The organism is Mycoplasma sp. 4423 (assembly GCF_054353855.1).
This window is the reverse complement of sequence record NZ_JBTHHJ010000008.1, coordinates 19,997-43,624: the sequence shown is the minus strand read 5'-3', so window position 1 is coordinate 43,624 and position 23,628 is coordinate 19,997. Positions and strand designations below refer to the sequence as shown.

At 27.2% G+C, this 23,628-nt stretch carries 17 protein-coding genes; 12 read left to right on the top strand and 5 right to left on the bottom strand.

Annotation, left to right across the window (positions count from 1 at the left end; genetic code table 4):
* Positions 1-90: 90 nt before the first annotated feature.
* Positions 91-1,326, bottom strand: coding sequence for an MFS transporter (locus tag ACXYRN_RS02080; protein WP_458607492.1), 1,236 nt, complete (start codon positions 1,324-1,326; stop codon positions 91-93).
* An 82-nt stretch (positions 1,327-1,408) separates the two neighbouring features.
* On the opposite strand from ACXYRN_RS02080, the gene ACXYRN_RS02075 reads away from it, so the two are divergent.
* Entirely contained in the window at positions 1,409-2,080 is a 672-nt protein-coding gene (locus tag ACXYRN_RS02075; protein WP_458607491.1) for a hypothetical protein, read from the top strand.
* Here the strand turns inward: ACXYRN_RS02075 and ACXYRN_RS02070 are convergent.
* The 3 genes from ACXYRN_RS02070 to ACXYRN_RS02060 form a co-directional block, all read right to left on the bottom strand.
* On the bottom strand, positions 2,070-3,098 hold the full coding sequence (locus tag ACXYRN_RS02070) for an Eco57I restriction-modification methylase domain-containing protein (protein WP_458607490.1): 1,029 nt from the start codon (positions 3,096-3,098) through the stop codon (positions 2,070-2,072). The two genes, ACXYRN_RS02075 and ACXYRN_RS02070, sit on opposite strands and share 11 nt — an antisense overlap.
* 99 nt (positions 3,099-3,197) lie before the next feature.
* Positions 3,198-3,335: a hypothetical protein gene (locus ACXYRN_RS02065; RefSeq protein WP_435130575.1), complete on the bottom strand. Its 138-nt coding sequence runs from the start codon at positions 3,333-3,335 to the stop codon at positions 3,198-3,200.
* Between the two features lie 9 nt (positions 3,336-3,344).
* Positions 3,345-6,338, bottom strand: a complete 2,994-nt coding sequence (locus tag ACXYRN_RS02060) for a hypothetical protein (protein WP_458607489.1) — start codon at positions 6,336-6,338, stop codon at positions 3,345-3,347.
* A 224-nt stretch (positions 6,339-6,562) separates the two neighbouring features.
* Between ACXYRN_RS02060 and ACXYRN_RS02055 the strand changes: the two genes are divergently transcribed.
* The 4 genes from ACXYRN_RS02055 to pfkA all read left to right on the top strand — a co-directional run bounded on the left by ACXYRN_RS02055 (position 6,563) and on the right by pfkA (position 12,517).
* Positions 6,563-8,053, top strand: a complete 1,491-nt coding sequence (locus tag ACXYRN_RS02055) for an APC family permease (RefSeq protein ID WP_458607488.1) — start codon at positions 6,563-6,565, stop codon at positions 8,051-8,053.
* 174 nt (positions 8,054-8,227) lie between these two features.
* Positions 8,228-10,717, top strand: a complete 2,490-nt coding sequence (locus ACXYRN_RS02050; protein WP_458607487.1) for a valine--tRNA ligase — start codon at positions 8,228-8,230, stop codon at positions 10,715-10,717.
* Positions 10,705-11,535 (top strand): bifunctional 5,10-methylenetetrahydrofolate dehydrogenase/5,10-methenyltetrahydrofolate cyclohydrolase, encoded by an 831-nt coding sequence (locus tag ACXYRN_RS02045; protein WP_458597384.1) that lies wholly within the window; start codon positions 10,705-10,707, stop codon positions 11,533-11,535. The genes ACXYRN_RS02050 and ACXYRN_RS02045 overlap by 13 nt, the downstream gene beginning before the upstream one ends.
* 7 nt (positions 11,536-11,542) lie before the next feature.
* Positions 11,543-12,517, top strand: coding sequence for a 6-phosphofructokinase (pfkA, locus tag ACXYRN_RS02040; RefSeq protein ID WP_458597383.1), 975 nt, complete (start codon positions 11,543-11,545; stop codon positions 12,515-12,517).
* Positions 12,518-12,538: 21 nt separating this feature from the next.
* Here pfkA and ACXYRN_RS02035 read toward each other — a convergent pair whose 3' ends face one another.
* Positions 12,539-14,239, bottom strand: a complete 1,701-nt coding sequence (locus ACXYRN_RS02035; RefSeq protein WP_458607486.1) for a hypothetical protein — start codon at positions 14,237-14,239, stop codon at positions 12,539-12,541.
* A gap of 151 nt (positions 14,240-14,390) precedes the next feature.
* Here ACXYRN_RS02035 and secG point away from each other — a divergent pair, with 151 nt between their 5' ends.
* The 7 genes from secG (at position 14,391) to ACXYRN_RS02000 (ending at position 23,617) form a co-directional block, all read left to right on the top strand.
* Positions 14,391-14,624, top strand: coding sequence for a preprotein translocase subunit SecG (secG, locus tag ACXYRN_RS02030; RefSeq protein ID WP_458607485.1), 234 nt, complete (start codon positions 14,391-14,393; stop codon positions 14,622-14,624).
* Positions 14,625-14,627: 3 nt separating this feature from the next.
* Positions 14,628-16,808: a ribonuclease R gene (gene rnr / locus ACXYRN_RS02025; RefSeq protein ID WP_458607484.1), complete on the top strand. Its 2,181-nt coding sequence runs from the start codon at positions 14,628-14,630 to the stop codon at positions 16,806-16,808.
* Complete coding sequence (locus ACXYRN_RS02020; protein ID WP_458597379.1) at positions 16,789-17,589, top strand: tRNA1(Val) (adenine(37)-N6)-methyltransferase; 801 nt, start codon at positions 16,789-16,791, stop codon at positions 17,587-17,589. The genes rnr and ACXYRN_RS02020 overlap by 20 nt, the downstream gene beginning before the upstream one ends.
* A 1-nt stretch (position 17,590) precedes the next feature.
* Positions 17,591-19,141 carry a methionine--tRNA ligase gene (metG, locus tag ACXYRN_RS02015; protein ID WP_458597378.1) on the top strand — a complete coding sequence of 517 codons (1,551 nt, stop codon included), beginning with the start codon at positions 17,591-17,593 and terminating at the stop codon, positions 19,139-19,141.
* On the top strand, positions 19,142-19,426 hold the full coding sequence (locus ACXYRN_RS02010) for an antibiotic biosynthesis monooxygenase (protein ID WP_458597377.1): 285 nt from the start codon (positions 19,142-19,144) through the stop codon (positions 19,424-19,426).
* 192 nt (positions 19,427-19,618) lie between these two features.
* The gene (locus tag ACXYRN_RS02005) at positions 19,619-22,192 is read left to right on the top strand and encodes a P68 family surface lipoprotein (RefSeq protein ID WP_458607483.1); all 2,574 of its coding nucleotides are present in this window, start codon (positions 19,619-19,621) and stop codon (positions 22,190-22,192) included.
* A 51-nt stretch (positions 22,193-22,243) separates the two neighbouring features.
* A complete protein-coding gene (locus ACXYRN_RS02000; protein ID WP_458607482.1) occupies positions 22,244-23,617 on the top strand; it encodes a thermonuclease family protein in 1,374 nt (457 codons plus the stop codon).
* The last annotated feature ends 11 nt before the right edge of the window (positions 23,618-23,628 follow it).

The following is a 23,628-nucleotide window of genomic DNA, read 5'->3' as shown; positions in this document are numbered from 1 at the left end:
ATCTTTTTGATTATTTGATGCTTTTATATAAGTTATAAATATATCAAAATTACTTTTAATACTACAAACAAGCATTAAAAGTAATTTTGATTAATGATGTATTTTTTTATGTATCCGATAACGAGAAATAACCATTGCAATAAGGATGATAAAGAATAAAATTGCATAAAGGATGAACATATATTCAAATCCATATGAATCATCTAATCAAGTAAATATAACTAAGATTAAACAATAAAAAATGATTCGTATAATTAATGTCACAGCATTTTGTTTATTGAACTCATTTTTATCAAAAATTAAGTACAAATAATTATTTCCGATAGGAAATAGCAATGATTGTGATAGTTGCATAAATGAGTTTAAAATTATATATGTGATAAGCAGTGCTAATTTGTCTTCCTTTACAGCAAATAAAATCGGGATTCAAATAAGATTTAAAAGAGAAGCAACAATTGTAAGTCCCATAAACAACCGATTTCGCGATACTTTCTTTTTTGCTGTTATATAACCTAAAATTGCACCGGTTCCTAATAAAGCTGAACCACCTATAATCATCGAAAATAAAAATGACCATTTTTTATAATCATATTTTATATAATTAAAAAACTGCAAAATCCCTGTTTGTTTAGGAAATAAGAATATCGAGAAAAATAATCCTAAACTAAGAGCAAAAATTCATTTTTCATATTTAATTTTTGCAATTTTATCTTGTGTATGTTCTTCAACTAACTTTAATGAATGCTGATTAGGCTTTAATAAAATAAAGAAAAATAAGGATATTGCAAATGTAATAATGTTAAAAATAACAACTGCAAAAAAAGGTCATGCAAATAAAAATAAAGTGAATAAAGGAGAGATGAATGTCGAAATCGCAATAGCTAATGCATTTGTGATATTAAACATCGGAAGTTCTTTGCTTTGGTTTGCTAAATAATAGACAATATTTTTAAATGCTAAAATTCTGAATGAGTTGACTATACTAAATAAACCACTAGCAACTATTAAAGAATATGAAAGTGCTTTATCATGTGTTTTAAATGCAATGATTAAAACTATTAATAATATAAATATACTTGCTGAATCAGAGAAAATTAAAATATTTTTGGATTTGAATAACTTTATAATTTTTGGTCCGAAAATAAAAACAAATATCATCGGAACTTGAATTAAAATATAATAAAGAGTGATATATCACAAGTTATTTAAACTTTGAAAAATATATACTGATGCTCCGATTTGAAAACCTTGACTACCAAAAAATAATACAAAAACTGCAATAAATCAATAAATTTTATTAGTGATTTGTCTATTAATGCTCACCATAAAATCTCCTTGTATTTATTATTTTACAACTTTATTTTTATTTTATTATTGTTAATGTAAAATTTAAACATTTAAGGAATATATGTATTATGTAAGCGATTATGATAAAGTTTTAAATGAAGTTATTGTAAAACTAAAAGAACTTGATATAAATTTCTCTAAAAGTTATAGTGATGGACGAATTAATTCAATTTTTAATGAAGAAAAAATAGTAAAAATTCTTTTAAATAGCCAAAAAGAAATAAATATTTTAAAAGAATATGATGTCAAAATTTATGAACAACCAAAACCAAGATTTTGATATGATATAGTAATCAAAAATACTGATAATTCGTTTTTTCACCCGTTGAATATTAAAATAACTAATCCAAATCTTAAATCAGCAAGTAATATAAGTTCGAAAACAGGTTTATATTTTGCATTAACAGGTGATATATATCCAAATTTTTCAAATACATGAGGAAATTATTTTTATAAGTTAGCAAAGAATTTAAAAGCAACACAAACAGATTATTATTTGCTAGTATTCAACAAAAATAATCCTAATGATATTTTCTTTACATCTTTAAAAAGAATGCAATCTTTAATTCCGAATGGTAATAATTTACCTTTTCAATTTAATCCTAATTTAAACCGTAAATTAGTTAATCGAACATATGCACAATCCAAAGAGTTTTTATTAAATATACTTTTTCAATCTGTTAAGAAGAGAGCAAAAATTTTAGATGATTTTAATGAAAATTTTAAAAATTAAATATTGCTTGTAAGATACTTTGTGTAAAATGATACCTTCCGTCTCTTTTTATTCCCATTAATTCTCAGTCAATGTTGTTTAAAATATCAACAATTTTCTTAGTATTTTGATAATCTAAATTTACATATATTGACAAAACTGATGCATCATAATGGATAAATTCGCCTTTTTCTTGAAAATCTAAAACATAAAAAGGTCTTTTATTTCTTGTTTTACAGTTAACAAAAATTTGATATGTAAATTTTCTTGGTGGGATGGGGACAGGTCGAATTCATTTATTTGGTTGATACAAAATATTATTCAGTTGTTTTGTTCTCTCTGTATGTGAAACAACAAAAGATATATTCCCTTTTTGCAATTTTGAATTGAAGCCACTTGCTCCACCTACTTTTACAATAATATCTGTAGGTAATTTTGGTTTTTTACCAAATAAAATTTTTCAATTAGATCAAAAATATTTAATTTTATCTTTATGATTTTTAACTTTAACTATCTTTATAATAGCAGTAGGAACAGAAGCGTTTTCTCAAATGTTTTCAGGGATTAATTCAAAGTATGTAATTGAAAAATTATCATAAATAATTTTTAACAAATACTTTGCAGAAGTTGTTGTAAAAATTGCAGCAGGAATTATTCAAATAAGTTCGCCATTTTGCTTTAAATCTGATAATGCTTTTTCTAAAAAATATAAATATAGGTTAGGTTTGTGGATTAAAAATTTACTTTTGGGTGCATCTATAATATTTTTATAATCTACATATGGTGGATTTCCTATAATAACATCTGGATGATAATTAGTATTAAAATATGATATGACTTTTGCTCCTACATGTGCTATATTTTCATCTATTTCTAATGCTATAAGATTATTATATTTTTTGATTAATTCAAAATAAAAATTACCTGTTCCAGATGAAGTTTCCAATATAAAAGAATTGTTATCAAAAGAAATTAAAGATATCATTTTTAAAACGATATCTTTTGGCGTAAATACTTGTCCATAATTAATTTTATTCATATTTTACTTTATCACCTTTAATTTTTGTTTAATTATTATATAACAATTTATGTTTAAAATATCAAAATTTGAAAATACAGCCTTATTAGGCTGCTAATGTTATGTCATTAAATATTTTTCATATATTGTAAAATCGAAAATATCAGAACATTCAATGTTTTTGCTTTTTTCAATATACTCAAAAAATAATTCATTTATTTGGTTATTTGATAATTCTTGTTTATTCGGTGTATTCATTTATCTCCTTTATTCTTCATTTTCATAATATGGTTTAGCATTTTCTAGAAATTTTCTGGCGTGGTATTCATATGTGGCACCATAATCTATTTTTTCATACATTTCGCTTCCTGTATAAGGATATCCAGAAGATGAAGGCCCTTCTCTGTATCTATACTTTGATTTTTTTGAAATACCATCATAGATATCTCTTAGTTCTTTTACCAGCTTGATTAATTCATTATAATTAATTATTTTTTTGTTCAGAACCGCAATAGTTACATCTTTTTCTCTGTTTAGCTCACCAGCTACACCTCATTTTCTTCTGTATTCATAATTTTCTAATTTTAAATCTTCATATTGTTTTTTTGTGAATTCATATTTATTAATCATACTTTGATAATCAGATAATAATTTAGTTTTATTGTCCTTTAAATCGTTGTTTCTCTTATTTAGTAACTGAATTTCATTTAAATTATTATTATTTTGGTTTTGTAAATTGTTGAAATTAGTAGTCAGTGTATTAAGTGATGCCTGAAGTCGATTCTTCTCTTGATCTGTATCTGCATATTTTTGGTTTATATCATTTAACTGTTCTTTGAGTTTGTTTATTTCTAAATACATTGCTACAATGTTTTCACCATAATTTTTGGTATTATTTGCTATTTCATCTCTTGCTTGATATGCACTTCTTAATGTTTGTAATAAGTGCTTTATTTCTTTGTCTTTTCCTTCAATAATTTTTGTATTTTCTGCTATTGTTCTTTGATGTTCTAAAATTTCTTCATCTTTTTGTTGTATTTGCTCTCTTAGTTCACTATTTTGATTTGTAAGTTGTTGTATTTCTTTTGCCTTTGCATTTATTGCATTTTGATTCTGTGTAAGCTGACCATTTAGTTGTTGGATTTGTGTATTTAAATTATCTATTATTTCAACTTTGCCATCAAGTTGACCATTTAATTGCTGTATCTTTTGTCTATTAAATTGAATTTGTTCTTGAATTTTTAAATTTTCTGTATTTATTCTGTCTATTTCGTTACGTTTTGTTTGAATTAATTTTTCATTTTCAGAATCTTTTTGTCTTAATATCTCTATTTCTTTGTTTTTTGTGTTAATAATTTTTAAGTTATCATCATTTTGTTGATTCATTTTATTTGTTATTTTTTTGGTTTCATTTAATTTTTGCTCTAGTTCTTTTTTATCATTATCTAACTGTGTTAATTTAGATTCAAGTTTTCTTTTTGAATCTGTTAAATCATTAATATTACCTTTTAATAAATCGATTAATTTCTTTTTATCATTAATATCTGTTTCTAGTAATGCTATTTGCCTACCTTGTGCTTTTATAGTACTCATATTTTCTTCATTGATAGAAAAAAATAATGAATTTGCATTAGATAATTGCAACGAACCAGTAAAATATTTATCGGTATTCTTTAATATTTCATCATATTTATTTATTTCTTGATTAATTTGATTTTGAGTTTGTTTTATTTTGTTATCAGTATCTTCAATTAATCTTTTAGTTTTATCTATATCTCTTAGAAAAATTTGCTTCTTTATATATAGTTCATCACTGTTATTTTCTTTATAAAGTTTGTCTATTTTATCTAACTCATTATTTTGTCTAATCAGTTCATTTTTTAAATCCATATTTCTATGATTTACTTTATTAAGTTGATTATATAAATTTAAAACTACAATATTCTTATCGTTTAATTTTATATCGTTATCAAATGCTTTTTTCGAAACATTATTCTCGTTATCTAAGACATTTTGACTTAGTTTATACCAATTCTTTTGTAAAAATCAAAAATCCTTACTTATAAAATTACTTATATTATTAAATTTATTTTCTGCTTTTTCTTCTTTGTTATATTTGTCTTCAAATTCTTTTTCTTGCTTGCTTATAGCATCATTCATATTGCTTGCTATTTTTTTTATATCATTGTTTTGGCTTGTTTTTAATGCGCTTTGATATAAAGTAAGTTGCTTTGTATATGCATCATTAATCACTTTCTTATAGTTATTTAGATAGTTTAAATAACTTTCTTGCTTTTGTTGCAGTGAGTTTTTAGATTCAGATAATGTCTTTTTTAACAAATTTGTTGATTCAATAAATTTGTTAACTGTTTCTTTATAAGTTTGCAAATTCTGATTTAATAAATTCATATTTTGTTGCAAACTTTTTAAAGAACTTTCGTTATTCTTAATCGAATTAGCATAATTGATATTAATATTCAAATCATGCTTTATTCAAAAATTTATGTATATATCGCTTGAATCAATTAATCCAATAACATCATTAATAATCTTATTTATATGATTATAGTAACCTAAAAAATCATCGGTTTCCAATCAAACATTATTATTTATTTCATTTAATAAAGTTTGTATATTAGATTCTAATAAAGCGGTTTGTTCATAACTTTGCTTTACTCATGGAATTTCATCTGTATCAGCTGATAGTTTTTTCAAATTTTCATTATGTTTTTTTATCAATTTTAGATAAATATCTCATTTAGAGTTCAATCTATTGTTATTTTCATCTAAAAAACTTTTTAATGATTTTATTTGATTTGAATTAAGTTCTTGATTCAACTTAACAGCTTGTATTTCGTTATTTTTGTCTATAATATCGTTTAAAAAAATTTTTAAATCTTCTTTAATCGGTAAGATATTTTGATTAAAAGAAAGATTTATATTTTGCGTTCGTTTTAGTTCGTCTTGGATTTTATTTTGAAAACCTTTTATTTTATTTATTCTCTCATTAATTTGGTTTTGTAATTTTACAAATGCATCTTTTTCTGCATTTAAATTATCAAAACTAGGTCTTTGCTTATTAAAATTGTCTATATTTTCAATTACCTTCTGATATTCAAAACTTTTTTGATTTGTAAGAACAGGTGAATTAGATGAATTTTTCTGCAGTTTCGTTATTGCAAGCTTAATTGGATATGCTGCTGCTCCTGCAACAACTGCAGTTGAACCTAAAATCATAATCAGTTTTATGTTTTTTGTCATTTTACCTCCACTTTATATATATTAAGAGAACAACAAAAGAACAAATTAGAAACAAAAAAAGTAAAATATTTTGATATTTTATAATATCAAATACTATATATACTTTTATAACAGGATTTATATAACTAAAAAGTTAAATTTTTATCATTTTTTTAGGAAAAAATTAATTTTTTGCTATTATTTATTGATATATAATTAAAAATCAATATATTAGGAGTGATTAAATGAAAAAAATTAAAGGAAAGAATTTTCTTTTCTATGGTATAAATTATATCGTCGGATTTGGTCTTCTTGCCTCGATTGCTAGTGTTTTAAAAACAGGTAGTTACAGTATTTTAGTATTTGCTATTACTTCCTTTATTGCAGGTGGTGTTATGCTTGCTTTTGCACGTGGAACCCAAATGTATTCAAAAGAAGTTGGTGGATCATATGTTTTTGTTAAAAAAGCATTCCCAAAAAAAAGATGACTATGATATTTTAACGGATGAAACCAGTTCTTGCAGGCTCCCTTGTTTTCTGCAACTACACCTTTGTTCTTTATATCTATTATTAGATTATTTATCAACAATTCATCAGTCTATGAGAAATATTCATTGTTAATACAACTTTTAGCATTACTATTTTTTATTGTTTTAACAATTATTTCAGCATTAAATTTTGGTATTTCTAAAAAAGTTATTGTTTGAACAGCTTATATAAAATGGATTGTTATTGCGATTATTTTTGCTTCTGTTATAGCTTTATTAATTCAAAATCCAGGGAATTCATTTATTAAAAACACAGAAAAAGTTACACCATTTATGATAATAAGTTCAATCTTAAGTTTCATATATGCGTATGGTGGCGTAGAAGGATTATCAGGTTTATCAACAGAAGTTGAAGCGAAAAACTTTAGAAAAATCTTGCTTTCTGTTTTTGGTATCATCTTATTCATTTATTTAGTATTTTATTTAATGTTTATTTTTATTGATTCATCAAGTGTTTCAACAAAAACTATCTCGAATTATACCGCTGCAATAATGAATAAGGTTATGGGAATTGCAGGATTGATTATATTTACTATCGGACTTTTATTTAGACAAGTTACTTCAACCGTCTTTTCAATGATATATTATGCAAAAGCAGTTGTTCCATTAGCACAAGATGGATTTTTACCAAGTCAATTATCACAAGTAGCTAAAAACGGACAACACCGTAAAGCAATCGTTTTTGCAGCATCCATTACTATAGCTTCAATGATTATCTTTACAATTCTACCAGGTTTATTGGGTGTACCAGATCAATTTGAAACTATCTTAAATGCAGGTAATTTAGTCTTCTTTGTGCAATATTTACTTGCTATTATAGCAGTATTAGTTCTTTCGAAAAAATTGCGCAATGAAGTTAAGTTTCCATTATGAGAAAAGATAGTATACATTATTACAAGTATCTTAATTATTATAGTATTATTAATTACATTTATTCCACCTATTGTAGGTGAAGCATATGATAGTTCACAATTAATAACAATATTAAGTTATATTGTATTTATGGTAATTGGATTTATTGTTTGAGGAGTATATTTATTATTCAAATGATTTATTGACTTTAAAAAAGCAATTATAAACCCACAAAATCAATCACAAAATCTTTCTTCAAAAGAATATACACAACTACTAAAACAAAATAGCGATCACACACATAATTGTGAAATTGAACATCCTAATACAAATTAAGAACTGCATCTTATGTAGTTTTTTTTAATATTTTTACACTAAATAAACATACTTTTAGTTTATTGTTCCACAAAGTTGCATAAGTTTATATTATTTTTAGCATTTCCCTAGAAAATTTATGAAATAGTTTATAATATATAAAGATTTATTTTAACTTCTTTAAAAGGAGGATTTATGAACAAAAATTATGATCATAAATTAGTTGAAAAAGGTATAGAAGCAAAATGACGTGATAAAAAATATTTTATTACCCACGATGTTAAGAAAAAACCTTTTTCAATCTTGCTTCCGCCTCCGAATGTAACCGGGATGCTACATTTAGGGCATGCTCTTGATTCATATATTCCTGACACAATTATTCGTTATAAAAAACTTAAAGGTTATGATGTGATGTGAATTCCCGGTATGGATCATGCCGGAATTGCCACTCAATCTAAGGTTGAAGATGTTATTTTTAAAAGTGAAGGTAAAACTCGACACGATTTAGGTCGCAATGAATTTATCAAGCGAGTTTGAGAATGAAAGCATAAGTATGCTGAAATATTTAAACAACAATGATACAAGATGGGATTAGCTCTCGATTATCAAAATGCACGCTTTACCTTAGATGAAAAAGCTAGTGCTGCAGTGCAAAAAGTATTTGTTGATATGTATAACAAAGGTTTATTATACAAAGGAATGCGAGCAATCAGTTGGGATATAAAATTACAAACTGCCCTTTCAAATATTGAAGTTAATAATGTACCTACCCAACAAAAAATGTATTATATTAAATACCCAATTTATAATTCAAATGAATCATTGATTATTGCTACTGTGCGTACTGAAACACTGCTAAGCGATGTTGCTGTTGTTTATAATCCGACTGATATTCGTTATCAAAAATATCAGGGGATGTTTGTTGTGCACCCGATTACTAAGAAAAAACTTCCAATTATAGCTGATTCATATGTTGACCCAAAATTTGGAAGTGGTTTAATGAAATTATCTGCACATTCTGAAGCAGACATTGAAATAATAACAAGGTTAAACTTACAAATTAATGAAACTATTGATAAAAACGGTTTTATTAATGCTCCCGGTTGTGCTTTTGATAAAATGGAACGTTTTCAAGCACGTTTAGCAATTGCTAACTACTTAAAAGAGCAAAATATGCTTGAAAAAGCAGAAGATGTAATTTCAAATATTGCTGTTTCTGATCGTTCTAAATCAGTTGTTGAGACATTGGTGCTTCCACAATGATTTGTGAAAATGGATAAGTTAAAAAATCATATATTAAATGATTTAAAATCCAAAAATGGAGTTAAATTCTATCCGAATAGGCTTAAAGACACAATGAAGCAATGGATGGAAAATGTGCATGATTGAACCATTTCACGTCAGCTTTGGTGAGGACATCGATTACCGGTTTGATATTATCAAGATCAAATTAAAGTCCAAATAGACAGTCCTGGTCCAAATTGGATTCAAGATCCTGATGTTCTTGATACTTGATTTTCATCAGGGATAGCACCATTTACTTTCTTAAACTGACCTGATTTGAATAATCTATTATTAAAAAGATTTTACCCTACATCTTTATTAGTTACAGGTTATGATATTATCTTCTTTTGGGTTGCTAGAATGTATTTTATGAGTTTAGAATTCATGAAGCAAATACCATTTAAACAATTGTTATTTCACGGATTAATTCGTGCTGAAGATGGACGTAAAATGTCAAAATCATTTAATAATGGAATAGATCCAATGCAATTAATTGATCAATATGGTTCCGATGCTCTTCGTTGATTTTTGCTAACTAATACAGCACCCGGAATGGACATTCGTTTTTCAAGCGAAAAAGTTGAAGCCGCATGAAGAGTAAATAATAAATTATGAAATATAGCAAACTACATTAAAGAACTTCCTGATTCAAAGGATAAATCATTAAGTCCAGCTGATAAATGAATTTTTAACAAACTCGCATTCTTGTCAAGAAAAATAAGCAAGTTTGTTAATAAATATGATTTTGCTGTACTCGGCAGTGAAATATACAAATATATTTTTAATGATTTAAGTGGTTGATATGTTGAATTTTTAAAAACTAATTCTAATAAAAAGATTGCATTGCAAGTGTTACAAAAAACATTAATTATTCTACACCCATTCTTACCTTTTTTAACCGATTATTTATACAAAGATATCTATAATACAGAACTTTTAGAAGCAAAATGGCCTATTTTGAAAATCAAAAAAGGTATTGAATATATTGATGAAGTCATCGAAATAACTACCGCTATTCGTCGCTTCCGTGATGATAATAAAATCTCTAAAAAAGATGTTATATATTACGATTATCAAGGCAATTTACCTAAAAATGCTATTGAAATGATTAATAAATTAGCTAATGCACTAGTTTCAGAAAATAATGATTTTCTTATTTCTATTCAAGGTAAAAACCTTTATATTAAAGTAGATGCAGCTTTAAAAGAAAAAAATAAAGCAGACCTGTTGAAGAAAATTAAGGATACTGAATTTGAAATACAGCGAGCTAAAAATATGCTTTCAAACCAAAAATTTGTTACTTCTGCACCTGCTGAAAAAGTTGAAGCAGAACGAATTAAGTTACAAAAATATTCACAAGACCTAGAAAAATACCAAAAGGAGCTTAAATGAAAATACTAAGTGGAAAAGAATTAGCCCAGGCAGAACTTTTAAAATTAAAAGCAGAAGTTGCACAACTCGATGATGAAGATAAACCGAATTTATCAATTGTGCAGGTTGGAGATAATCCAGCATCAAATAAATATGTAGCAGCTAAATTAAAAAAATGTGAAGAAATTGGTTTAAAAGGAACATTATATAAATTCCCTGAAACCATTACACAAAAGCTACTGCTTAAGAAACTTGATATTATAAATGAAAAATCTACCGGAGTTATCATCCAACTACCTTTGCCTGCACATATACCTCAGCAAGTGATATTAGATGCGGTCCCACACGAAAAAGATGTTGATGGACTTAGTGCAAAAAATGAATTTACACTTTATAACGATATTCCTACTAAGCATTTTGTTCCAGCTACCGCAAGGGCTGTCTTAGAATTAATGGAGTATCATAATATTGATGTTAAAGGTAAAAAAGTGTGTGTTGTAGGACGTAGTAAAGTGGTTGGTAAACCTATTGCTCATATTATCAAGCGTATGGGTGCAGATGTAGCCACCTATAACGAACGCACTGGTTTAAAGGGTGTGGAAAGTGGTGATATTATAATTGTTGCTATCGGTGTTGCTAAGTATGTTAAAGCAATGAATGTTAAAGAAGGTGCGATCGTAATCGATGTAGGAACTAATTTAGATAGTCAACTTAGCGAGACTTTAGCAGGTGATGTAGACTTTGAATCTGTAAAGGATAAAGTTTCAGCCATTACCCCTGTTCCGGGTGGAGTAGGACCTGTTACTGTAGTTTGTTTATTAAAAAACTTACTTGATATTGTAAGATAGGAGAATAATGAAGAAAATTGCTATATTAACTTCTGGTGGTGACGCACCTGGAATGAATAATGCATTAAGAGCAATTGTAAAAACTGCAAAAGCAAACGGAATCCAAAGTTATTTAGTATTTGAAGGATATAAAGGTTTATGCAATAATGAAATAATTCCATCAGAAAAAGTTAATTTAGACAACTATATCAATCAAGGTGGAACATGCATTTTTTCAGCCCGTTATCCAGAGTTTAAAGATGAAAAAACTCGTTTAGTTGCTGTAAAAAACCTAAAAGAACTTGGTATCGAAGCATTAGTTGTTATCGGTGGAGATGGAAGTTATAAAGGTGCTCAGTTATTACACGAATTAGGTGTAAAAACTATAGGTTTACCAGGTACAATTGATAATGATATCGCTTCAAGCGATGTAACCATCGGTTATGATACCGCATTAAACACCGTGGTAGAAGCTATTGATCGCATTCGTGATACAGCACAAAGTCATAAACGCATTATGTTAGTTGAAGTAATGGGAAATGGTTGTGGTGATTTAACTTTATATTCTGGTTTAGCTACTGGTGCTGAAATCATTGCAACCGCTGAATTAAATCTTTCTAACGAAGAAATTGTTGAAAAAGCACTAGAGTTATCAAAACAATCATGACGTCGCAGCATTATGATTGTAATTTCAGAGAAAAAATATGATTTAAATTTACTGCGTTCATTAATTCAGCAAGCAACCAAATGGGAAACTCGCATTAATCCACTGAATCACATCCAACGTGGGGGTAAACCGACTGCTGCTGAACGTGTTTTATCATCTGTGATGGGAATTAAAGCAGTGGAATTATTACTTGAAGGTAAATCTGGTTTAGCAATTGGATTAATAAACGGCATAGTTACTGGAATCCCTATTTTACAAGCTTTATCGATGGATAATCCAGCCAAAGATAAAGCAGTTGAACTAGCTAAGAAATTTAATAAACTAAATCAATCATAAAAGTCCCTAATTTAGGGACTTTTATTGATATTGAATTTCAATTTTGAATATATTTTCTTTTAATTCCGATTCATTTGGTTGCTTATTTGCATTCTGCTTTTTATTTAAAGCATCTAGATAATTATATAAATCATCTGAAATTTGGAAGAATAAATCAACATTAGAATTTTCTATAAAACTATCTTTATTGAAAAATAATGCAAAATTTGAGAATAATCCTGGGATGCTGCCTTCAAAACTGTCAGCATTATAATTATAATTACCGTTATCAAATTCATTTAATAAACCTAGTTTTAATACATTGTCTGCTTTATCATAATTTACTGAATTTACTGTAAATAAATTGATTAAAGCTAGTTTATATGGTTGTAATGCTTGCTCATCTTCTGGATTAAGAAACATTTCTCTTACATTAAAGTATGAAGCATATAAGTTAACAAAATCATTATGGGATAGGGTAAGTTTAGCAAAATGTTTTACATCATCAGGAATAAGTGTAGATAAATTTGTAGTATTATCATCCAAATCAAAGTCATTTAACCTAAATTTACCAGTATTATCCTTTGAATATACAGTTAAAAATAAATTAGCAGGATATTGATTATCGCGATACTTAAAAGTAGCATTTACAGGTAAAAAGAATTGATAATCAACATCATTTCTTATATCTGTTTCTGGTGTATTACCTTCTTTTAAAAGTTTTTCTTGAAGGTTTTTAAGCTGCTGAATTCTTGTTTCGTTTGCATTCTTCTCTTTTTCATCCTTGTCTTTATTCTTGCTTAATTTATCAATATAACTAGATAAAGGTTCATAATTATCTATGATTTGATTTTCTATCTCCAATTTAGTATCTTTATATTTACCGATAGCAAAACTTCATATTTGCTTTTTATGTTCTAATTGTAAATAAGTTTTTCAAAACTCATTAAGTTTTAAAAATGTATCATTTAGTTTTTTTGTTAAATCTTCGACTTTTGTAATTATTTCTTTATTTTCTAAATAGTTAGTTTCCTGGATTTGTTTTAAAATATCATCAATTTGACTGTGAAAATTGATAGATTCTTTTTGGATATCAGTTATTTTATTTTGATCGATTTGTTTAACGTTAGACAAAACATTTAAAACACTTTCCGATCAATATAAACGAGCTGTAAAATTCAAAAGTGCATATATTTCGCTATATTTTTTTACATAATCAGTTATTTTCTCTGCATCTTCATGGTTGGTTTGAAGTATTTGTGAAATTATATATATACGATTTTGAAAAATTATACGACCTATATTAGTAATTTTCGCTGTGAAATTATAGTATGGCTTATGTTGATAAAAGTTTGCTTCTAAAAGTTTCTTATTAATATCATTAAAACCATTAAGCAAGTCATCGTATTTAGTTAATTGTGTAATTTGGTTTTTTAATTCAGGATTCTCTGTGAATTGCTTCTGTTTATCTTTGTTATTTAATAAATCATTAGCACTTTTTGTTACCTGTGTAATAATCTGTGGGATGACTAAATTAAAAGCATAGTTATGTACTTTTTGCAAAGTTTCTATTCGTTGATTTTGGATTTTTATCTCGTTTTCTTTGTTCTCTGCTTCTTTATCTACAACATTTTCAGAGCTGCTGACTTGTTGCTTAGGTGAACAAGCTGCTGCTATTAATGTTGTGGTAGTAGCAAAGGTTGATAACAATGATAAAAATTTATATTTTCATTTTTTTTGCATAATTTTAATTATATTATATCTTTATAAAAATGAAAATACATAGCATATGATGAGTTGTAAAACAAAATTAATAAATTATGATATTTATAATCAAAATATTAAGAAAAAAATAGAATAATATATAATAATAAAACTTATAAGTAAGGAAATTATGATAGCATTAACAGTAATTTTAATTATTATATCTTTTGTAATCTTAATTGTCTCCTTTTTAATGTCACCTGATTCAAATGGTTTTTCAGGTGCATTAGTTGGTTCTGGAGACCTTGATTTATTTAAAATTTCAAAAGAAAGGGGAATTAAAAAAGCCTTAAAATATACTATGATTGCATTAGGAATTTTATTATTTGTAATTGCAATTTTATTAAGGGTTTTTGTTCGTTAAATTATGAATAAAGAAGAAGTTTTAAAATACATCCAGTCTGTTAAATCAAGAAGTTTTTTAGATATAGCAAGACGTTTTCGGATTCTGCCTAAGAACAATCGTGAACTAACAAGTTTATTATCTTTATTACAACGAGAATATAAGTTATTTAAAAATGTTAACGATGAATATTATGCACCAGTTTTAGTTGATAAAATTGAGGGTATTTTAAATGTCAATGCTAAAGGTCAATTTGGTTTTGTTGACTATAACATTGATGAAGTAAATAAAACTAAGGATCGTGTTTTTATTAAAAACTTTAATTTCAATGGAGCAATGAATAACGACAAGGTTTTTGTGTATGTTTATTCAAACCCGTATGAAGATAAAAACCAATTGAACTCTGGTGTAGTTGTAAAAGTTTTAGAACGTGGTAACAAAGAAGTCATTGGTTTTATAAAACATAAAAATTATTCAACTTATTTTATCCCTGTTGAAACTCGGATGAAAAATGTAACTTGAAATATTATCGAATCAAATGTTGAAACAAAATTTAATGATTTAGTAGTTGCAAAAATTATTAAATATGATGGAAAAACCGTTTCAATTAAAATTATTAAAGTAATTAGCAATGAAGCTGACCCGATGGTGTATGTTAAATCATACCTCGAGCATATTAAAGCCCCTTCAAATTTCCCAGATGCAATGACTTCAGAAGTTGCAAACATCCCACAAACAATAGACAATGAAGATTTAAAAAATCGTGTTGATTTAACTGATAAAATGATTGTTACCATCGATGGTGATGATACCAAAGACTTCGATGATTCAATTTATGTTAAAAAATTAGATAATGGAAATTACTTTTTAGGTGTATATATTGCAGATGTTTCCTATTATGTTAAATCTGGTAGCGCAATTGATCATGAAGCACTAAAACGTGGGACTAGTATTTATCTACCGGATCGTGTTATACCGATGCTTCCTATTGAATTATCAAACGGAATTTGTTCTCTTAATCCAAATGTTCGACGTTTTGTTATGGGTTGTGAAATGGAAATTGATAAGGATGGGAATAACGTTTCAACAAAAATTATTCAAGGAATCATAGAAAGCAAGTTTCGCTTAACCTATAAACAAGTTGATAAGTATTACCAAAGTGGTTTAATTAATGAAGAATGCGATCCAAAGCAAGTATCACAACTAAAACAGATGTTAAATGATGCAAAGGAACTGAGTTTAATTTTACATGAATATAAAATTAAACAAGGTTATGTTGACTTTGAACTTCCCGAACCGAAAATTAAACTTAACGATGATGGAACTGTTAAAGAAGTTTTAATCAATGATCGTGGTTTTTCTGAGGTGCTAATTGAAGACTTTATGGTTAGAGCCAACGAAACAGTTGCTAAATTCTTATTTGATCATAAATTACCTGTTTTATACCGTGTTCATGAGGCTCCCGATGCTGAAAAATTAACATTATTATCAAACTCATTGAACGCAATTAATATAAGCAGTGAAGCAATCAATTCAAATACTAGTATTAAACCAAATAAATTTGCTGATTTTGTAAATCATGTAAAGCAAATGCGCAATGATGATTTTATTAAATTACTATTTTTACGTACAATGCAAAAGGCAGTTTATTCACCAGATAACATCGGACATTTCGGACTAGCATCAAAGTTCTATTGTCATTTCACCAGTCCAATTCGTCGTTACCCAGATTTAGTAATCCATCGCATCATTCGTGACTTTATTATCAATAAAAATAAAAAGAATCTTGCTGAATATAAACATCAAATCAGTATATTCGGCGATCTAAATACTCGTTCTGAACAAAAGGCAGTTCAAATCGAACGCAGTGTTAATGATTTAAAATTTGCAGAATTTTTAAAAAACAAAGTTGGACAAACTTTTAAAGTCCAAATTGTTAGTGTTCTTAATTTTGGTTTCTTTGTGGAATTTGACTTTATGGCATCTGGTTTAGTTCACAAAACTACATTAATCGATGATATTTATGAACCTAACGAAAACCTTACTAAATTAATTTCAAAAAAACGCACCTTTGCTATTGGTGATTATGTCGATATTGTTGTTTTAGATGTCGATTTAGTTGAAGGTAAAATAGATTGCTGCCTTGCTGATTTATATACTGAATATGTTAAGAAAAAATTCCATCATGAACGAATTAGAAAATAAATTACCAAAACAAAACTGAATCAAAAACTCTTTAGGTTTTGATAGTGATTTATATGTTTATCAAGACAAAACGATGTTTAATTACTCAGTTGATACAATTTTACTGGGTAATTTTGTGTTTTTATCAAATCATTTTACAAATGCTCTAGAAATTGGAACTAATAATGCTGCCTTATCAATTTTTATCGCAGCACGCAGTGAAAAACTACATATTGATGCAATTGAAATACAGCAACAAGCAATACAGTTAGCAAAATATAATGTAGCTTTGAACGAACTTGATAAGCAAATAAATGTGATTAATGCTGATTTTAATTTATACTGAAAGCAATTTAATCAACAAAATCAAAAAAAATATCAAATAATTTTTTGCAACCCACCTTTTTATCGTTTTGATGCATCCAAAATTAAGCAAGATATATCAAAAGCAAAATTGATTGCAACCCACGAAATTACACTTAATTTAGATGAATTAATCTTAGGTTGCTCAAAAATAATAGAACAAAAAGGATTTTTATCACTAGTTTTACCTGTAGAACGTTGCATCGATGCATTTGAATTATTGCGTAAATACAATTTCGAACCTAAACGCATTCAATTTGTGCATCCGAGGTTGCAAGATAAAGCAAAATTTGTTTTAATTGAAGCGCGATATCAAGCCGGCTGAGGTTCACACTTTTTACCTAATTTATATCTTCACGATGCAAAAGATTTAAATAATCATGATTATCTACCACAAATAAAACAACTGTATAAACCTATAAAATTAAATAAGGAATAAGATGAAAAAAACTTTTTATATTACTACTCCTATTTATTATGCAAGCGGAAACTTACACATTGGACATTTATTTACTACCACACTCGCTTGAGCGATTACAAATTATAAAAAAAGTCAAGGTTATGATGTCAAAATGCTCACTGGTTCTGATGAACACGGACAAAAAATACAACAAATTGCACAGCAACATAATTTAGCACCCCAGCAATTTGTGGATCAAGTTGTAAGTAAATTTAAAAATATGTGAGAAGTTTTTGATATTAATTATGATTATTTTTCAAGAACCACATCTACAAAACATAAACAAATAGTTAAAGATATTTTTAGTTATTTTTTAAAGCAAGGATATATTTATAAAGGTAAATATCAAGGATGATATTCAATTTCAGATGAAGAGTTTTTAACCGAAGCACAAGCAATTAAAAAAGATGGAAAACTTTATCATCCAGCTTCAGGACATGTACTTACAAAAGTAAGTGAAGATAGTTACTTTTTTAAAATGAAACTATTTGAAAATTGACTCAAAGAATATATTAATAATAATCCAGACCTTTTATTCCCTAAAAAAACAGAACATGAGATGTTAGTTAACTTTATTAACAAAGGTTTAGAAGATTTATCAGTAACAAGAACTAATATTAACTGAGGGATTAAAATCAACGAAGATACTAATCATACTTTATATGTATGATTAGATGCTTTATGTAATTACATTAGTGCATTAGATTTTGATATAAATGATATTGATAAACCAGGTGATTTTAATAAATATTGAAACAACGAAAACTCTGAAGTTGTACATATTTTAGGTAAAGAAATTTCGCGTTTTCATATGATTTATTGACCTATCTTTTTGAAAGCATTAAACATCAAACAACCAAATCGCATCCAGGCACACGGTTGAATTGTTACATCACAAGGAAAGATGTCTAAATCAAAAGGCAATGTAATAGATCCCTTTGATTTAGTCTCTAAATACCATCCTGAAATGATTAAATATTTCTTTATTTCACAATTTGCCTTAGGTGAAGATTTAATCTTTGATGAAGATCGTTTTATTGATGTTATTAATTCACAATTAATAAATAATTATGGTAATTTAGTATCACGCACCTTAAAGATGATTTCAAATAGTTTTAACAGACCTTTAAAAACAAATGAATATTTAAACGAAGACTTACAAATGCTTGAACAAATTAAAGAATCAAAAGAAAGTTTTTGTTATGAATTTGATCGCTATCAAATCCATAAAGCATTTGCAATTGCAACAAATTTATCAGATAATTTAAACAAATATATTGATGTAACTAAACCTTGAACACTGACAAATGATTTAATCAGATTGGAAGATATTTTATTAGTATTATTAAATGGAATTTATGCTGTTTCAACATATTTATCTATTTTACTACCTAAAAAAGTTTCAGAAGTTGCAGATGCTTTATGCATATCTGGTTTTGATTTTCAACAAATAATTAATTTTCATAAATTTGATAACATCATCCCTAAATCACATTTTATTTTATTTAATCGCATCAAAAAAGGAAACTAAATGATTTACACAAAAGCCACACAATATATAATTAATCCTGAAAAAATGAAGGGTTTTATTGATTATTTATATGTTTTTACACAAAAAACACGTATGCAAGAAACTAATTTATCTTTTGAATACGGAATACAAGCAGATGATAAAATTTTAGTAATTGAACGTTGAAGCAATTTTAACGAATTTGATAAATTCATTAAAAATCCTGAATTTGCTAAAGAACTACAAACTTTATCAAAGATGTCCAAGGCTGTTAATGTTATTTATCAATTGTCAATAAATCGTTAGAACCATATTGGTTCTTTTTGTTACTTATGAAAAAAATATGAAATGAATTTTCACTTCTTAGCAAAAGATTATTAAATAACCTTATAAAATAAGCATATTAAAACTTACTATAGAAAATAATATATAATTTATACAGAAATAAAATTTCTGCTCTATATAACATAAATAAATAATTTAGGAGATATACATAATATGACAAAGAAGTTAAAAAAATATTTACTAACCTTATCAGGTTTAGTGGGTAGCACCACAGTAGCACTTGCTGCTGCATGTGGAGGTGGTAAATCTTCAAGTGGTGAAGGAAATAATACTGGTGGAGGTAGTGCGACTACACCAGGAAATCCAGGTAACCCAGGTTCATTAGTTATCAAAAGCGACTTAGAAACTGCGACACAAGAAGATCGGATTCAAAATGCTCAAAATGATAAAAACAATAGAAGTCATGGTCAAAAAGAAAAGAAAGATTCCAACGGGAATAGATATATTAAATTAGGAATTACCTTTTCTCAAAGTGGTGTTCAAGGTAATACAATTAGAGCTATTGTTGATGTATATAATGATTTAGTTAGCAAATATCAAAAATTCGTAAATGATAATAAAAACGCAACCGACGAACAAAAAGAAGCAAAACTAAATGAATTAGGAATCTCTGCTGCTGCTGAAATAGTTAAGGTAGATAACTATGGAAACAGTTATCCAGACGGGGTGCAAAATGTTGGAAAACAAATTGCAGCTATACACGGATTAAAAAAAGAAGAACAACAAGATTATTATAATTTATTAATCGGTTATCCTGTAATTGCTTCAGTTTTAAACAGCAATGGAGAAAATTTATTATTAAATTTCAATTCACAAGATAAATCTTTAAATACTGATTTAGATGATTTTGCTAAAAGTTTCGTTAATGCAAACTATACAACTGAAAATATTACCAAACCAGGAACATACATTCTTCCATTATTCAAAAGTTCAAATGTTTTATCAATTAATGCACCTGTTTTAGGATACTTTTTAGATGAAATGAAAGCTAAGGGTGTAAAAATTAGTGATGAATTCAATGACATTATTGATAAATCACATGCTGATCGCAATAGCGTTACAGCAATTTGAGGAACTCCTGTTGCCAATGCACAAGATATCCTGAAAAATGCAGGATATTTAGATCCAAATAAAACTATAACTAAGGATGATTTATTCGGAACATACACAGGAATTATTAATTTCTCAAAAACTATGCAAAGTTTATTTACAAACTCAGCAAAGACAAATGATACATCATTACATGTTTTCGGAATCGATGATATGGTTGGAGTTTATGATTCAGCATTATTTTCTAGCTTAGGTGCTGATTACTCAAAAATGATTTCAACAGCGATTCGTCAAAATGATAAAACCGTAATTCAATATAACGCTTTAAAAAGCAAAGGTAGTGATGCATATACTGTATCACAACAAATTTGAGATAAATTTACTGAGGGATTTGAAACCAAAGCAATTTATGGTTTTCCGGGCGGACAATATTCATCAACTGATCAAATTAAACATAAAATCGCATTTTCAATCGGTTCAACTGCAGGATATTCAAAAAATTATAAAGATATTAAAAATGATGGTGCAACTGAAATTGATGATAAAAATGGTGCAACTGAAATTGATGATAAAAGTGGTAACTTCTCATTTGAACCATCAAAATCTAACACCTTTACTTTTATCCAAAATCCTACATTCAAGAAAAATAGAGATGGAAGTACATCTGCAATTGAAGAATTATATAATAAATACAAATCAAATATTCTAGCTGTTTATGGTGGTTTTAAAAATTTTGTATGATCTTCTATACCAAAAGATGATAAAGGTAATGATATTTCAATCGGAAAATATGATTTACTTCCTGCTGATGATGAAAATAAAACTAAAATTGAAAATCTTAAAACAAGTGGTAAAAACTTAGGTTATATTGTTTCATTAAAAGATAATCCAAAAAATACTAATTTTATCCAAAAAGCTAAAGATATGTTAAAAGATAAAACAGATTCTAAAGTTGAAATTATTGATATGAAGAATTCATCAGGTGATTCATTTGCGTTCGTAATATTAAAAGATGTTCTAAAAATGAATACAACAGAATACGAAGATTATGAAAAAAATATTGATGATACAGACAATAAATTTACTAATGCTTTAAATGAAGTTGGATTGCACAAACGTATATTAAAAGCTACTGATGTTCTTTCCGAAGATGAATTATTTGCTCTACCAACACCTAAAAAATGATCTGCAAAGTCAACCGATAAAAATGTTTTATACCTTCAAGGACCTTCATTGATGGGTGTTAAATCAAATGATATTGATGAAGATGCAACTCGTGCTTTTGTAAAATGATTGATTACTACTACAAAAACCTTTGACTTTAAAGTTGATAAAAATACTATTACAAACACACCTTTAAGAACCTTAGAACAAGGAATGTCTTATATTTCAGGAACAAATGACTTAGTTAATTTAGATCCTGATAAATTTGCTAAAACTAAGAGTGGTACAAATAAATATCTTCAAGTTGTGTTAGCGGAAGCAAAAGAAGCAATTAATAAACCAGATGAAATCCATACATTTGAAGAACCTGCTGGAACATTCTCTGATACATTTAGAGAACAAATCAAAAATGCATGAAAACAAACCATTGATCAATACAATTTCAATAATCCAAGTCAAGAAAAATTCAATTTCACCAAATTTATTGATGCTATCACAATCGGAGTAAGTTAATATTATAAATATAATTTGCTTAGGCAAGTTATATTTTAATGAAAGGAAAATATGTCTAAGTTTACTAAATTAATAAAAGTGATTGCTTTACCAACTTTATCAGCAAGTAGTTTAGTTGCTGCAGTAGCTTGTTCTAAATATGATCCTGCTAATGACGAAAAACTCCCTATACTTGAATATAAAGTTGATGCTTCTGTTTCAAAATATCCACTTATTTTTACAGAAGATAAAAAAGACTATCATTATAACATCACAACCACACCAGAAGTTCTAAACAATACATTAAAAAGAACTTCATTTTATAATGATATTGATAAGATAAAAGAAAAAATTGCATCATCAATACAAAATCAATTTAAACAACAAATCCATTTGACTTTTTTACAACCACAAAAAGCTGTATTAAGAATCGATGATGCTAAGAGTAGTTATCCAAAACTAGTTCGTATGAAGTTTTTTGATAAATATGTTGTATTTAAGTTTTTATATGCTAGTGTATCACTTAATTTAGATGACAAACTGAAAGAACCTGGACAAAATAATCCTCTATCGCAATGAGATTCTAAAAGCATAAAAGACAAAATAACCTTAGGATATCAAATGTTTTATCAAAATCATCCTGTTGATTGAGTATCTGTAGTTAATATTGAAAAACCATTTAGTTTTGATGTCCCTATTAAGGATATGAAAGTTGATACAGATGAAAAAAACTTTGTCCCATTAGGAATAAATTTTAATCAAGAACGCTTTAAAAATAAAATATTACGTGCTAAACTTGTTTCCGATTCAGATGGTGATACATTTACCATTGAGCCACTAGAAACTAAAACAATAGGTAATGCTGAATTTAAAATAGGCGAGCAATATAAAATAAGATTACGTGGAATTGATACCCCTGAAAAAGGAATAGGTGGTGGAAAAAATTATAAAACTGCTAGTCCTTTTGAATCACATTTTGCTTATAAGTCAACTGAATTTGCTGAAAAAATTTTCAATAAATATAAAGATGATGTTTTAGTTGCCTTTCCAAGCGGAAAAGATACATATGGTAGAAATGTAGCAGATATTATCTTTGGTAGCAATGATTCAAGTCAACCTATAAATGATTATAGTAAATATAAATATAGTTATGGTGTTGAAATTATTCGTGCTGGTTTAACCCTTCCACTTTCTGAAGCGGCTTGAAGTGTGGATTTTAAACAAGCAAAAACAGATGACTTTATATATAATATTTATCCAAAGATGGCACAAGCAGCTGACCAAGCTGTAGCAGAACAAAATGGATTCTTTAAATATTTTGACACCCCTGATCAAGTTTCATTATATGTATATTTAAGCAAACGACCTAATTCATATGCTCCATTTTATTCCAGTGAACCTGGTGATGCATCTAATAAAGTTAAAACATATACTAATCAAAAATAACGAAAGGAATT